Raw genomic sequence first — 15,888 nt, 5'->3', positions numbered from 1 at the left:
TACGAGCTAATAAATTAAAAATTAATACATAAAAGGATTCCATCATGACTGAGCAAAAATACATTGTTGCACTTGACCAAGGAACTACTAGCTCTCGTGCCGTCATTCTTGACCACGATGCCAATATTGTCAGTGTTTCTCAGCGTGAATTTACTCAGATTTATCCTCAAGCAGGATGGGTTGAGCATGATCCACTAGAAATCTACGCAACACAAAGTTCGACGTTAGTTGAAACCTTAGCGAAAGCAGGTATTCGCAGTGATCAAATTGCGGCGATTGGTATTACTAACCAACGTGAAACGACGATAGTTTGGAATAAAGAAACGGGTAAACCAGTCTATAACGCGATTGTTTGGCAGTGTCGTCGTACGGCAGATACATGTGAAAAACTGAAAGAAGCAGGTCTTGAAGAATACATCCGTGAAAATACGGGTTTGGTTGTTGACCCATATTTCTCTGGTACAAAAATTAAGTGGATTTTAGATAACGTTGAAGGCGCTCGTGAAGACGCTGAAGCGGGTAAGTTATTGTTTGGTACCGTTGATACGTGGCTTGTGTGGAAAATGACACAAGGGCGTGTTCACGTTACCGATTACACCAATGCGTCTCGTACCATGGTATTTAATATTAATACACTACAGTGGGATGAGAAATTACTGAAAGAATTGGATATTCCTCTTTCTATGATGCCAGAAGTGAAATCATCATCAGAAGTGTACGGCGAAACAAACATTGGTGGTAAAGGCGGTACGCGTATTCCAATTGCAGGTATTGCAGGGGATCAACAAGCGGCGCTTTATGGTCAAATGTGTGTAGAGCAAGGTCAGGCGAAAAACACGTACGGTACGGGCTGTTTCTTGTTAATGAACACCGGTAAAGAAAAAGTGACGTCTCGTAATGGTCTATTAACGACATTAGCGTGTGGTCCTCGTGGCGAAGCGTCTTACGCACTGGAAGGTGCGGTGTTTATGGGCGGAGCGTCGATTCAATGGCTACGCGATGAAATGAAGCTATTAGCGGATGCGAAAGATTCTGAGTACTTTGCAACTAAAGTAGATTCATCAAATGGCGTGTATGTGGTTCCAGCCTTTACGGGGCTAGGTGCTCCATATTGGGATGCGTATGCTCGTGGTACCATTGTTGGCTTAACGCGCGGCTGTGGTTCAAATCATATTATTCGAGCAACATTAGAGAGTATTGCTTATCAAACACGTGATGTGATTGATGCAATGCAAGCGGATTCAGGTATCAAGTTATCGGCACTTCGTGTTGATGGTGGTGCGGTTGCTAATAACTTCTTAATGCAGTTCCAAGCGGATGTATTAGATGTAGCGGTTCATCGTCCACAAGTGACAGAAGTGACTGCGCTAGGTGCTGCTTACCTTGCTGGTTTAGCCGTTGGATTCTGGGGTGGCCTTGATGAATTGGCTGGTAAAGCTGTGATTGATCGTTCATTTGACCCTCATCATGATGAAATTAAACGTAATCAACGTTACCGTGGTTGGAAACGCGCAGTAAAATGTGCTCAATCATGGGCTGAGCTGCACGATGAAGAGTAATTAACCTAATTTGATGGTTAATTAAACAAAGGGAGCACAAATATTGTGCTCCCTTTTTCTTTTTCGAACTTTGTTTGATATATATCACGCATATTCATGTCAAATATTTCCAATCTTTATGGCTTCTTTGTACACTGATTTCAGATAAAAATAATAAGTCATTGATTGTTCGAAATTAGGGGAGTAATTCGTGAAGCAAATATCAAGACATCAAGAAATTGTGAATTTAGTGCAACAGCATGGTTATGTCAGTACTGAAGATTTAGTGGAGCAATTCAAAGTCAGTCCACAAACGATTCGCCGTGATTTAAACGAATTAGCAGATGAGAACAAAATACGCCGTCATCATGGTGGTGCAACGATCCCTCTTAGCTCTGTTAATACGGCTTACACTACTCGTAAAGTGATGCAGTTGAATGAGAAAGACACGATTGCAGAAGCGCTTGCAAAGCATATTCCTGATGGCGCTACCTTGTTTATCGATATTGGTACGACACCAGAATCGGTAGCAAAAGCCTTAGTCAAAAACCATAAGGATTTACGCGTTGTTACCAACAACATTAACGTAGCGATGATCTTAATGGCGAATCCCGATTTTAAAGTGATTCTGGCTGGTGGTGAAGTTCGTAATCGTGATGGGGGTATTGTTGGTGAAGCTACCCTTGATTTCATTAAACAGTTCCGTTTGGATTTTGGCATATTAGGGATCAGTGGTATTGATTATGATGGTTCATTGTTGGACTTTGATTACCACGAAGTTCGAGTGAAAAAAGCGATCATTGAAAACAGTCGCAGTGTGTACCTTGCGGTTGATCATACTAAGTTTGGTCGTAATGCGATGGTTAATTTAGGAAGTATTACTGAATTGCACATGATCATTACTGACCAAGAGCCACCTGAAGAAATAGTGACTATTTTGAAAGAAAATGAAATCCCTTATGAAGTAATTTCAAAGTAGCTCTCACTTCTAACGAATAAACGATCCCTGATCTTGATTAAGATCAGGGATTTTTTGTATCTCCATCACACTAAATGTTCGTAATCGAAAATATAAAGTGACTCAAAACGAAAGTTAAGTTATCGTAAATTCATCGTATTTAATGTTCGTTCGCTCATTATGAGTCTTTGAGGTCACTACTATGAATAATGGAAACCAAACACACACAACCTGCGCTGTTTTAGATTTAATCGTAGTGGGTGGTGGTATTAATGGTGCAGGAATTGCCGCTGATGCTGCTGGGCGAGGCTTAACCGTTGGTTTGTATGAAGCATCAGATTTTGCTTCTGCAACGTCATCAGCAAGCTCAAAGTTGATTCACGGTGGTTTACGTTATTTAGAACATTATGAATTTCGTTTAGTTTCAGAATCTTTAGCTGAGCGTGAAGTTCTGTTAGCCAAAGCGCCACATATTGCTAAACCAATGCGTTTCCGTTTGCCTCATCGCCCATTTTTACGTCCAGCATGGATGATCCGTGCAGGTCTGTTCCTTTATGATAATTTAGGCAAACGCACCACATTACCAGCAAGTCATTCGGTTAATTTAGCGGCGTCTGGTTTACTAAAACCTGAGATGAAAAAAGGATTTGAATATTCAGATTGTTGGGTTGATGATGCGCGTTTGGTTATTTTAAATGCCATGGCCGCAGAGAAAAATGGCGCAGAAGTGAAAAACTATTGCCGCGTTGAGAAAGCGACTCGTGTGGGGGGGTTATGGAATGTTACTATTTTTGACGAGCAAACGAACACGCGCTTTGAGCGTAAAACCAAAGCACTGGTTAATGCGGCGGGTCCTTGGGTAAAACAGTTTTTCGATGATAGCTTAGAAGAAGAATCGCCTCGTAATATTCGTTTAGTGAAAGGCTCTCATATTGTGGTTCCTAGAATTCACAATGAAGAGCAAGCGTACATTCTGCAAAATAAAGACAATCGTATTGTGTTTGTTATTCCTTACATGGAAGACTTTTCAATCATCGGAACGACAGATGTAGAATACAAAGGCGACCCAAGCAAAGTCGAAATATCAGAAGATGAAGTAAACTACTTAATTGATGTCGTTAATCAACATTTTGTTGAGCAAATTCAACGTGATGATGTGGTGTGGACTTACAGTGGTGTACGTCCATTATGTGATGACGAATCTGATTCACCACAAGCGATTACACGTGATTACACATTAGAACTTGAGCAAGAGCTAGACCAAGCACCATTGCTTTCTATTTTTGGTGGAAAACTAACGACATACCGAAAACTGGCTGAAACGGCAATGAAAATGCTGAGCCCATATTTCATGAAAATAGGTGCGTCGTGGACAAGAGACGTCGCATTGCCTGGTGGTGATTTTGATTATCCTCGTACGCAATTAGTGAATAACATTTGCAGTAAACATACGTGGTTAGCAGAGAAAACAGCAACACGATACGTGAATCAATTTGGTACCTTAGTCTGGACATTGTTAGAAAACATGGATTGTGAAGCGGATATGGGACAAATATTCGGTGAAGGGGTTTATCAAGCTGAAATTGATTATTTAATGCACCATGAGTTCTCACAAAAAGCAGAAGACGTATTGTGGAGAAGAACTAAACTTGGTCTGTATTTAAACAAAGAAGAACAAGCAAAAGTAGCTGATTATATGAATAGTTCAATAGCATCAAAGGTTGACGTTAAATTAGAACAAGTGAGTTAAATAAGAGATAAAAAGTACTCAGATAATTCAATAAATGAAATGCATCTAATTCTAATTAGGTGCATTTTTTATTATATAAATTACCAATGAATTAAGATTACTCTTGGCATTATTATCGATAAGAGTACTATCTGAATGTCATTAAAATGAGATAGTAAAATGAAAATTAAATTCCTCTCAATGCTTATTGCGTCTTGCGTAGCGTATTCAGCCAGTGCTTGTACTGGTATTTCTCTTTCAACAACCAATCATGATTATATTCAAGGTCGAACGATTGAGTGGGGGCAGAATGATTTAGAGAGCAAGTTGATAATATCGCCTCGTAATTATCACTACTCCTCGACAATGCCAAATCAACAGCAAGGGTTAGATTGGACGTCTAAATACGGGTTTGTTGGTATTTCTGTCAGTGATGATCGTTTTATTGCTGAGGGGATAAATGAAGAGGGATTAAGCGCCGGTTTATTTTATTTTAAAAACTATGGGTCGCTAGAAAAATACAATTCGAAAGACACAAAAACAACGATAACCGACATGGACTTTATTCGTTGGATGTTGTCACAATTTACCACCGTTGCTGAGGTTGAAAATGCGTTAGATACGATAAAAATAGTGCCTGTTTATCTTGATGCAAAAGGGATCCCATCGCCTACTGCTCATTGGCGTGTTTCAGATAAAGCGGGCAATAATATCGTTATTGAAATTATGAATAACGGCAAAATTAAGATTCATAAAAATACGGCAAAAGTATTAACCAATGCACCTGATTATCAATGGCAAGTCACGAATCTTAATAACTATATTCATTTGACTCCGGGGGTAAGTAAAGGGCAAAAAATTAACGATGTAGAAGCGTTTTCCTTTGGTGTGGGTTCTAGCTTTTTAGGTTTACCAGGCGATATTACGCCACCATCTCGATTCATACGTGCCGCGTTTTATGTTAATTCGGCACCAGTGATGAAAGATGAAGAAGAAGCCGTGTCTCAAGCGTTTCATATATTAAATAACTTTGATATTCCTATCGGGAGTGAATTCAATAGTAAAGCTCACATTCCAGATCTACCGAGTGCGACGCAATGGACTTCAGTGATTGATCAAACAAATGGACAGTTTTTTTATAAAACGATGAGAGACAGCACCATTAAAAAAGTGGATTTAAATAAGATTAACTTTAATGGTAAAACAGAAGAGAAGCGCCGATTAGATTCTGGGCAGTTTCATGTTCAAGATGTTACGCCTATATTATAAAATAATACGTTATAAACAGAACGACTAGATAAAAAGCCTCATATTTGAGGCTTTTTCATGGGCTAGATGTAAATTAGATTTGCAGCTTTCGATGTCTTTTTTCTGTATACATCAGTTGGTCGGCAAGATCTAAGGCTTCTTTAACATCGGTATGAATTAAAGCGGTACCAAATGAAAAGGAAAGATACATGTCTTTTTTTTCAAAATAGCGCTCGAAATGGGATCGAATGACCAACATCTTTGCGTGAATATCCTCAACAGAATACGAGTTAAAGCAAAGTACAAATTCATCACCTCCAAATCGAATAAGAAGATCTTCTTTTCTCAAATATTGCTTGATTAATCGAGCGGCTTCTTTTAGTTGTAAATCTCCGATTTGATGACCAAGCTTATCATTAATATTTTTAAATCCATCCAAATCAATAAAGACCAAGGAATTATAGGTATTAATATCAAGACGTTCTAATTTTGATTTTGTAAAACAGCCAGTCAAAGGATCAATTGATGTTTGTGTATCCTGCGTATCTTCATACACAAAAATCATGATAAATGTTTTATCGAAATATTTTATCTTTTGGCGATAGGTGTGGAAGTGTGTCGTTTGTGAGCCGACTTCAACCGTTTCATTGGACATTAAAATATCAGAGTCATTATTTAATAACTGCTGATCAAGCTGTAAGCACATTTGATAATCTGGGAATCGAGCGAGTACATCATCGGCAGGCATCCCAACTAAATCACATTCTAAATAATCGACATGCTTTTTATTGTTATAAATGGCCACACCTTGTTCGTCTCTTAAGATAAAAAGGCAATTACAATGCTTCATTAAATTGGTAGTGAATAGAATCGATGGGCTTTTAATGCCATCTAATAATTCTTGGTACTTTCGATTGAGTGCGTCCAGATCAAAATTATTGTAATCAATGCCTAATAAATTGAATGGGTCTTGAGGCTTGAACAGCGCTAAAGCGGCAGTTAATTCTGTCTTGTTTTTTGCAATATTAATATTGTAAATAAAACGGTCAATCGGTGGGTTTACCGAATTCTCTTTACTTAACGATTGTTCTGATTGTGTATCAAGATTATCGTCAAGGGCTGACAGCGGCAATGGGTATGAAAGGTGATAACCTTGTGCTATCACTGAACCAAAAGAGTTAATCAGGTTTAATTGATTAACGCTTTCTATGCCTTTTATAATGACCGTATTGCCTAAAAATTTATTCAATTTGTGGTAAAGCGAACGTAAAAAACAAAACGATAAATAATCATCGCTAATGGCGCTAATAAGAGAGCGGTCTATTTTTATATAGTCAAAGTTTAAGTCTAACAAGGGGTCAGAATTAACACATTCTGTACCATAATCATCTAAGGTAAAAAGAACCCCTAGATTTTTTAAGCGCTGCATATGCAAGCGGATTTTTTCTAAGTCAAACTGTTGATGATTGAAGTTCAACTCTAAGGTAAACCCTTTGTGTTTTTGGAACACGGATTCACAATATTCAATAAATGATTCTGATACTAAGCTTTGGGCAAAAATGTTAATGGATAGATTAATGTTTTTTGGGTTCTTTAAGCTTAATTTGTCGGAAAGTACTTGAGAGATTACAGCTTTATCAAAGTTCTCTTTATCTTCAATCGTAGAAATGAAGTGCAAAGGCGATTCGTCAGAGTTTTTGAATCTTAGTAGTGCTTCATAAGAGACAATAGAACCTTCAAAGAAATTAGGCTGATAAATGAAGTATTTATTCTCAAGCATTATTTTTATTATATCCCAATTGAAATTTTTGCTAATTTATCATGGTTAATGACAAGTTACTTGTATGAATAATCACACAAAATGCGAGCTATGCCAAATTTATAGTTTGAATGAGTAATGAAGTAACATTACCGTCAGTAATGATTTTTACTTTGTAAAGCATTACGGATAAATATGAACATTATTTGTGTTTTTATTGATATTTCTGTGTAATAAACGGACAGCTTGTTGAATATTTACTTCTAATAAATTGATAAGTTGTTGTATGTCATTCAGTTCAGGCATTGAACCTACTTTCGTCAACATTTCAATGGATGTTGCGCTTTCAACAAGGCGGAGAGCATCAAAGTTACTTGCCATTCCTTTTACTGAATGGGAATGTAAGCGAATATTTGCAATTTCTTTATTGTCATAAGCGGTGATTAATGAAGTAATGCTCTCTTCGGAGATATCAATAAATGACAGTAAGAACTCATCTAAAATATCATTATCGTCACCACAAATAGCAATTAATGATGCTAAGCTTAACTCGGCTTCGGTGAGTGCTAATGTCGTTATTTTTTCTTTTGAATGACGTTTTAATTCGATGACATTTTCAGTCGATTTATCGAATGGTTTGGTTTCCGTATTATTACAAGTAATTAACTGTTGATGTTGTTTTATTGCATCCATAAACCCTTGTTCTTGAAGAGGCTTCGTTAATACGTAGTTTGCGCCCGCTTCAATGAAATTATCATGGGCTTCTTGGAATACATCGGCGGTACAGGCAAAAATAACGGTGGGCAGTTTAAGCTCTTTTCTGATGATCTTTGTTGCGCTAATACCGTCCATGATCGGCATGTGATTATCCATAATGATAAGGTCAAATATCTGTGACCTTAGGGTTTCTATTGCAAGCTGTCCATTTTCGACAACGACGACTTGATGACCCAAACGCTCACAAAACATTTTGGCGACCAAAGCATTCACTTTATTGTCTTCGGCGACTAAAATCGATAATTTTTGATGGATGAGTTCTTCATTGTCATTAGAGACAAGGGCTTCGGGAGTTTTTTCTTTGTGAATTTGTTTTTTTATAACGGTTTCAAGTGGCAGCATAATAGTAAAGCCAGTGCCTTCTCCTTCCACGCTTTCTACTGAAATATAACCTTGCATAGCATCAACGAGTTGCTTCACTATTGCTAAGCCTAACCCGGTTCCACCATATTGTCGTGTTGTTGCTGATTCTGCTTGAATGAAAGGATCAAAGATATAGTCAAGGCGCTCTTCGCGTATGCCGATACCACTGTCTTCTATTTTGATAAGCAGACCTTGTTTACTTTTTGCGGTAAGGGTATGACTGAAGGTTAATGTGATACTGCCCTTATGGGTGAACTTCACGGCATTACTGATTAAGTTGAAGATGATTTGTCGAATTCGAGGTTTGTCACCATTAAATACTGCACCCGCATTAATCTGATCATGGATAATTAATTCTAATCCTTTATCTTCACAGATCGGGATGTAGGTATTTGCAATAGGACTAATCACATCTTTAAAATCAAAAGGAAGGTTATCTAATTCCAGTTTATTTTGTTCAATTTTAGAGAAATCAAGAATGTCATTAAGTAAAGAAAGTAGGTGATCTCCTGATTCGAGTAGAACGCTAATCTGTTTGTGTTGTTCGGGATCTTTTATATTACTCTCAATGATCTGTGCCATGCCTAAAATGCCATTAAGTGGTGTTCTTAATTCATGACTCATGGTTGCTAAGAAGGTTGATTTGGCTTTGTTGGATACTTCCGCTTGTTCTGCTGCATTGAATAAATCAATTTCAAGGGCTTTACGCTTGGTTATGTCTCTTTCTACCGCAATGAACTGCTCCACTGAGCCATCAGAATTAAAGGTGGGAGTAATGGACATATCTATCCAGTACTCTGAGCCGTCTTTATGATAATTGATTAATTCTGATTCAATCGAACCCCCTTCTTTGATGGCGGCAGAGATGCGTGTAACGTCGTCTTTTGAGGTGTTTTCACCCTGTAAGAGATCTCCCGGTTTCTTTCCTAGTACTTCATCGAGTTGGAAGCCTGAGAGTGTAAAAAAACTTTGGTTTGCCCAAGTTAACATGCCATTGTTGTCGGTAATAAGAATGGCATCGTGTGCATGCTCGGCAACAAGGGCAAGCTTCGATTTTTCTTTTTCTGAGTTTACCAGTTCTCTTTTTATAATTAAGGTTTGTTGTAACCGTTCACGTAATTGAAGATAGAAGTAGGCGGCAATCGCGCAGATAAATAACATAACGGTAATGAACATATGATTCTTTATTGATTCGGATTGAGATAACCAATAATTATTTTGTTGTGTCAGCATTTGTTTTACATTGTTGGTAAAAATGTCTTTTTCTTTGTTTTTACTTTCGACTTTAATACGTTCACGAAAGGCGATGTAATTAGATAAGCTTTTAAACCCAACTTGGTTTTTTAATTCATTACTGGGCGGAGAGCTCATTAAACCCGTTAATGTAAATTGTGAGACATACAGTTTATCTTCTAGTTTTGGTAGGGTAGTTAATAGTTTTTTTTCTAATAGTAAAGTCGTGAGTGTTGAATATTCGTATGAGACTTTTAATCTCAGTAGTGTTTCTAGATCGTTAACTAAGGTCGAGACGCTTACTTGGGTGTTTTTTGCATAAATAACGGCTTGATCACTACTAATGAGGAAACTTGATAACCAATAGTTTTGGTCATTTTCTAAGTGTTCAGAAAGGAAAGAGGCTTTTAAATCGGCATTGACCAGCTGAGATGAGTAAGAGTCATAGGCTTTATTGTCTTGATGATTAAAATAATAGAGACTTTCTCTAGATTGAATGATGCTGTCAGACAATGACAAATAAGCACGTTGATATTGTTCGACCAAATGACTTTTGGTGATAATCAACGACAAATACAGAGCAGCACAGGTAATAAATGCGATCAATATAAGACTGAGTTTGTTCGTATTAATTAATATCATTGGATTAACTCCTCTAACGCAGCAGGTCTTGGTGCCGTTAAGGTGTTTAAGAATGCACTGATCTCCACAACGGTCATGGGTGTCAGCTCTTGTCCTAATTGCACTCTAGCCATAATGATAATGGCTTCTTCAAGGGTTTCTGTTTTTCCATGATGAAAATAAGGCGCAGTAATAGCAACATTTCGCAAGCTAGGAACACGAAAGACGTGGCGATCATTGCTGTCTCCTGTGATATCAAATCGACCGAGATCGTTGTTTGCAGAGTCACCAAATTGTGTTTCTAATGCGGCTAAATTGCCAAACTTCTGAAACAAGTTTCCCCCTACATTCTGTCCTTGGTGACAAAATACACACCCCAGTTGTTGGAATTTATCCCAGCCATTGACGGCTATTTGGGATATGGCTCTTTTGTCGCCCTTTAAATAGTGATCAAACGGTGTATCTGGTGTATTGAGCGTTGCCATAAAAGTGACTAAAGCGTCTTTGACAGTGGCTTCTGTGATATCTCCATTGTATTCCTGTTTGAAACGATTGGAGTAGTGATCTGAAGAGGTAAGAAATTGAATGATGTCAGTCCAATTGCTGTCCATTTCTAATGGATTGTGAATAGGGCCATCAAGTTGTTGCTCTAGACTGGCTGCGCGTCCATCCCAAAAGAAACGGGTGTTTAAACTGATATTGAATAAGGTGGGAGAATTACGAGTACCTTCGCCATGAACACCAATAGAAGCGGGAATAGATTCAGCACCATTCGTAAATATGTGGTGGCAAGATTCGCAACTTACTTGCCCGTTAGAGGACAATCTTGGGTCAAGAAAGAGTTCTAAACCTAATTTAGCTTTGCTTTTTTCTTTAATTTCAACCTTATTTATAGCAGTGATGGCGTTAGAAAAAAACTCATTACTTTTTGGGGTTTGAGTTTGAGTATCAAGATCCCAAATAGGCTCTTGAAAAGAGAAATATAAGTAAATACTGCAAACGCTAATAATGATAAGTGGAATAATCCAACGTAATGGTAAAAATTGCACGGTTGATTCCTTGTGTATATACACTCTATTGAAAAGTATAGTACAAGGTAACTCGATTTAAAGTGCCTAGCTTTAGTTGTCTTAACGTTATAATTATCAATAATCATTTGCGTATGAAAAGAAAGGTAAAGAAAGACGTCGCATTTCTTCCTTTACCTACCAGCACGTATCTTACGTAGATGTTGTTTATGCCATCAGTGCTTCACATAATAATGAAATTGGATGAATGGTCGTAACATTTGTATTCTCTTCTATTTGCCATTTACAGGTTTCACAATCGGTAATGGCATAATCAGGTTTAGCGGTTTTTATTTGGTCAAATACGTTTTTACCAATCGCAATAGAGGTATCGTAGTTTTCGGTTTTGAACCCATAAGTGCCTGCTAAACCACAGCATTCGCTGTCTAAAACTTGCACTTCTAAACCGGGAATAGCCCTCAGTAATTCAATGGTATAAATATTGCCGCCACTGCGCTCTAAGTGACAAGGCGTGTGGTAAACAATTTTTTTATTCAGTGGTTTCATTTTTGGACCACGACCATTCATGATCTCTTTTAATAAAAAACGGGTTACGTATTCTATTTTCTTCGCCACTTTACTGTTATCTACATCCAGTACGTGTGGGTATTCTTGTTGCAATGTGAAGGAGCACGTTGAAGAGGTCGATAAAATCGGCACGTCTCTACGCTCAATTGCTGCTTCTAAATTAGCGACATTAAATTCTGCATTTTTCTGTGCTTTTTTATGGTATCCATTTGCGATAAGAGGTACGCCACAGCATTTCTCTTTGTCTAATAACTGAACCCCAATGTGCATGTTATTCATGACTTTAATAAAGTCTTTGCCCAATTGTGGGTGATTATAATTAACAAAACAACCATGAAAATAATGCACTTGTTGTTGATAAATCGATTGATCAGTGACTTCTTTTTTATACCATTTACGAAAGGTGCCGTGAGAGTATTTTGGCAACGATTTATGATCATGAACCCCAATCGTTTTATGCATCACTTTTTTGACTAATGGTACGCTCGTCATCGCATTCACAATAGGAGCTACCGGGGTTGCTACCGATCCAAACAGATCGGTATGGCTTAATACGAAATCACGAATACCTTTCATGTTATACGCGGGCTTTCCGTATTTTCCACGGGCGACTGCGATCATATCGCCAATTTTTACACCAGACGGGCAAGCGGTTTCACAACGTTTGCAGTTGGTGCATAACTTTAAGGTTTCATCAAAATATTCAGGGCTTTTAAAGCGTAAACGTTCGCCATCTGGACCACATTGTTTTGGGCCAGGGTAATCAGGGTTTTCTTTAGCCACAGGGCAATAAACAGTACATACGGTGCATTTTAAACACTGATCAAAACTGGTATTAGCTGGCGCTCTGAAAATCAGATTTTCTTTTGAGAAGCTGTCTTTTAATAAATTAGAGCGAAATAGTGGGCTGCTCATAATGCGACCTCAGCGTGTTGTATTGGTTGAGTCTTTACCGATTGCTGCTTAATAATGGTTTCAGCCGCATGGAATCCAGTGCTAATTGCCACACCACTGCCACAGCCTTCTAGTATTGGGTTGTAACCAGAAAGAATAGCACCCGCACAAAAAAGATTATTAATGACATGCTCTGACTTTAAGGCCTGAAATTGGTCATTAGTTTTAACGCCCATACTTAAAAATGGATGGGATAGTGGACTAAAAAATTCAGGATTGTACCAATCCGTTCGAGAATCGGTTTGGTCGATATCTAAACCAAAAATAGGTTCTCGCATTGAATCCACACTTGCCTTTAACCCTTGGCTGAAGAAACTGCCCGTGGCTAAAACAAAGTGTTTTGCTTGCAGTGGAAAATCACCATGATTCTTAGTAAATAGTCGGTTTAAATGGTAATAAGAATTGGTCGGGTCTTCTTTTTCTACATAAGAAAACTCACCTTGAATTACGTGATCACCATTAAATAAGGTGCCCCCTTGATTAATGAAAGCGTGTTTCATCGATTCCTCTAAACGTATTCCTAAAAGTGATGGTGGCATGGTAGGGACTTCGCATAATGTCAGTTGCGTTAGGGCTTCAATTTCTTTTAATAATGCCAGGCCAGTGCCATTACCAAAAATAGCGGGGATCACAACAAGATCACCCGGATTTGCGTGTTGCTGTAATGCGTGGGCAAACTCTTGTAAGTTAGCGCGTTTTGACAGAATTCGAGAAAGATCAATGGATCGTAATTCACAATGATTACGTTTGATGCCTTTAAATGCAGACAAAGAAACAGACGCGGTTGTGATCTCAAGATTAGATAATTGAGGTACCAATTTTAAATTGTCTTGCGCCAGTTTTGGTTGAAAATCACGAAAGCCATCAATGGTGATCAACACCATTTTCTTTACGCTGCTATTTTCTAATGTCATTGGGAACTGATGAACAAAAGGTTGTGATAGCCAAGTCGATTTCATGGTGCCTAATGGTGTTAAACGATAATGATTATGACCATCTTGTTGTGCGCGTAATGGCACCCCGATGTCGGACAGCTTGGTTTGATACCAAGCTAAAGCACGACTGACGGTCTCTTTTCCAAGAACTGAATAAGGATGGGTAGGGTAATTATCTTTAAAGTACTCAATCGTCCTCATTGGGTCTACAACATGCTTTCCATCGGGTGTTTTTGCTAATACATCCACAGAGCCAGAAGAGAAATGTAAAGCACTTTGTCCCGATGCGATTACGGCCGTTTTTAATCCGGCTTCAAGACAACGAAGTGCACAACTTAAGCCGGCCATGCCGCCGCCGATGATGATAGTATCAAATTTCATAATGTGGCCTCTTGTTGTTCTTGTTTTGGTTGAGACGAAGTGCTCTGGTCCGTTTTTGTAGAGAGTGTCGGTATGTCACTGGCACCGAATAAGCCTTCATAAACCCAGTAACTGAATTCGGCCTCGCGCAGAGCATCGCCCCAAAATACGGGTTTAATGCCTTTCCAACGCTCTTCTAAAAAGTGACTTAATAATTGGCTTGATTGATTACCGCTGACTTGACCATATTCTTCAAATAATCCTGCCGCGCGGTAGGTGCAGAGTTCACCTTGGCACGGTCCCATTCCTAACCGTGTTCTGCGGCGTAAATCCACTAAGTTATGCACGTCTAATTGTTTAATGGCGTAATTGATTTCACCTTGAGTCACCATTTCGCACTCACAGATCACGGCTTGATCTTTTGCATCATCCGTTAAGAATTGATCTGCTCGTTCACCATGACGATAAATCGCACTTTGATAAACGGGTTTTGCTAGGCTTGCTGTTTTCTTGGCGGCAATAGAGGCACCGTTCGATCCAGGAAGCGATCGTAAGTGAGTCGTACACTCTTGGTTGTTTCCCAGTTTTCTAGCGATCATGTCGGTGGTCATTTCAGCCATGAGTCGAGAGGTCATTAATTTACCTCCCGTAATCGTCGTAAAGCCGTTGAGCCCGTCTTTTTCTGCGTGATCAAGCAACACAATGCCACGACTGATATTTCGACCTGAACCATCATCATCAACAGCGACCAACGGACGAACACCTGCATAAGCACGAAGTACACGAGTATTCGCCATTATTGGGGCTAACTTAGCGCCTTCACTCAGTAAAATATCCACTTCTTTAGCTGTGACATGTAAGTCATCAATTTTATCGTAGTCAATGTGCTCAGAGGTGGTTCCTATCAGTGAAATTGTGTCACCGGGAACTAAAATGTCAGCATCTGATGGCTTACGGCAACGGTTGATTACCAAATTATTAATACGATAATCTAAGATAAGCAGAGAACCTTTGGCTGGGAACATCTTGATGCTTAAATCGGCGTATTCACAAATATTTTGTCCCCAGATCCCTGCCGCATTAATGACTTCTTGAGCGAAAATCTCAATCTTTTGATTGGTACGAACATCAATACAATTCACACCAAGTACCGTATCTTGATGGCGAATAAGTGAAGTTACGTGAGTGTGTGTGAGCAAACGCGCGCCATTTTCTTTCGCATCCAGCACATTTGCTGCACATAAACGAAAAGGGTCGAGCGTTCCATCTGGCACTTGAACCGCACCAATAAGATTAGGGTTTACATTAGGTTCTAATAATAGGGCTTCTTTGGGGGTTAATTGCTTGGCGTCAATGCCTGCGGTTTTACATGATTCAATGAATTGTGCTTGGAAATTTAAATCGTCGTCAGGCAGTGAGATAAACAAGCCTTGGGTATCTTCAACACAATGTTTTGCGATGCTTTTAAGGATTTTATTCTCATGGATACATTCTTTGGCAGATTCAGGATCGGTGACGGCATAGCGAGCGCCTGAGTGCAGTAAACCATGATTTCGACCAGTGGTTCCTGAGGCCAAATCGTCTTTCTCAATCAAAATACAATTGATCCCACGCAGTGCACAATCACGCATGATTCCTGTGCCTGTAGCGCCGCCTCCAATGATAATAACAGAGGTTTCTAATCGAGAAGTTTTATCCATAATTTGGTCTCTTTTTTACCACTTTTGATGTATGAAACCATGATGATATTTATGTTCGACACTTTCTTTGATTTAGCTCAATTATGTTCGTTCGAGCGTTCGATTTGCTTTCGTTTTG

At 38.8% G+C, this 15,888-nt stretch carries 10 protein-coding genes; 4 read left to right on the top strand and 6 right to left on the bottom strand.

Going from position 1 to position 15,888, the window contains the following annotated elements; all coding sequences use genetic code 11:
- The first annotated feature begins 44 nt into the window (after window positions 1-44).
- The 4 genes from glpK (at window position 45) to A6E04_RS15010 (ending at window position 5,494) form a co-directional block, all read left to right on the top strand.
- Window positions 45-1,559: a glycerol kinase GlpK gene (glpK, locus tag A6E04_RS15025; protein ID WP_065611741.1), complete on the top strand. Its 1,515-nt coding sequence runs from the start codon at window positions 45-47 to the stop codon at window positions 1,557-1,559.
- Between the two features lie 190 nt (window positions 1,560-1,749).
- Entirely contained in the window at window positions 1,750-2,517 is a 768-nt protein-coding gene (locus tag A6E04_RS15020; protein ID WP_012551736.1) for a DeoR/GlpR family transcriptional regulator, read from the top strand.
- A 181-nt stretch (window positions 2,518-2,698) separates the two neighbouring features.
- The gene (gene glpD / locus A6E04_RS15015) at window positions 2,699-4,246 is read left to right on the top strand and encodes a glycerol-3-phosphate dehydrogenase (protein WP_065611740.1); all 1,548 of its coding nucleotides are present in this window, start codon (window positions 2,699-2,701) and stop codon (window positions 4,244-4,246) included.
- A 159-nt stretch (window positions 4,247-4,405) separates the two neighbouring features.
- Window positions 4,406-5,494, top strand: a complete 1,089-nt coding sequence (locus A6E04_RS15010; RefSeq protein ID WP_065611739.1) for a linear amide C-N hydrolase — start codon at window positions 4,406-4,408, stop codon at window positions 5,492-5,494.
- A gap of 73 nt (window positions 5,495-5,567) precedes the next feature.
- Here the strand turns inward: A6E04_RS15010 and A6E04_RS15005 are convergent, their stop codons facing one another.
- The 6 genes from A6E04_RS15005 to glpA all read right to left on the bottom strand — a co-directional run bounded on the left by A6E04_RS15005 (window position 5,568) and on the right by glpA (window position 15,770).
- Entirely contained in the window at window positions 5,568-7,253 is a 1,686-nt protein-coding gene (locus tag A6E04_RS15005) for a GGDEF domain-containing protein (RefSeq protein ID WP_065611738.1), read from the bottom strand.
- Window positions 7,254-7,415: 162 nt separating this feature from the next.
- Window positions 7,416-10,247, bottom strand: coding sequence for a PAS domain-containing hybrid sensor histidine kinase/response regulator (locus A6E04_RS15000; protein ID WP_065611737.1), 2,832 nt, complete (start codon window positions 10,245-10,247; stop codon window positions 7,416-7,418).
- Window positions 10,244-11,275 carry a cytochrome-c peroxidase gene (locus tag A6E04_RS14995; protein ID WP_244886282.1) on the bottom strand — a complete coding sequence of 344 codons (1,032 nt, stop codon included), beginning with the start codon at window positions 11,273-11,275 and terminating at the stop codon, window positions 10,244-10,246. The genes A6E04_RS15000 and A6E04_RS14995 overlap by 4 nt, the downstream gene beginning before the upstream one ends.
- Window positions 11,276-11,461: 186 nt before the next feature.
- Window positions 11,462-12,736: an anaerobic glycerol-3-phosphate dehydrogenase subunit GlpC gene (gene glpC, locus A6E04_RS14990; protein WP_065611735.1), complete on the bottom strand. Its 1,275-nt coding sequence runs from the start codon at window positions 12,734-12,736 to the stop codon at window positions 11,462-11,464.
- Window positions 12,733-14,091, bottom strand: a complete 1,359-nt coding sequence (gene glpB / locus A6E04_RS14985; RefSeq protein WP_065611734.1) for a glycerol-3-phosphate dehydrogenase subunit GlpB — start codon at window positions 14,089-14,091, stop codon at window positions 12,733-12,735. The genes glpC and glpB overlap by 4 nt, the downstream gene beginning before the upstream one ends.
- Window positions 14,088-15,770, bottom strand: coding sequence for an anaerobic glycerol-3-phosphate dehydrogenase subunit A (gene glpA, locus A6E04_RS14980; protein WP_065611733.1), 1,683 nt, complete (start codon window positions 15,768-15,770; stop codon window positions 14,088-14,090). The genes glpB and glpA overlap by 4 nt, the downstream gene beginning before the upstream one ends.
- Window positions 15,771-15,888: the final 118 nt, after the last annotated feature.

Origin of the sequence: Aliivibrio logei, assembly GCF_001691055.1 — a bacterium.
GTDB classification, from domain to species: Bacteria; Pseudomonadota; Gammaproteobacteria; order Enterobacterales; family Vibrionaceae; genus Aliivibrio; species Aliivibrio salmonicida.
This window is presented reverse-complemented; position numbering and strand designations above follow the sequence as displayed.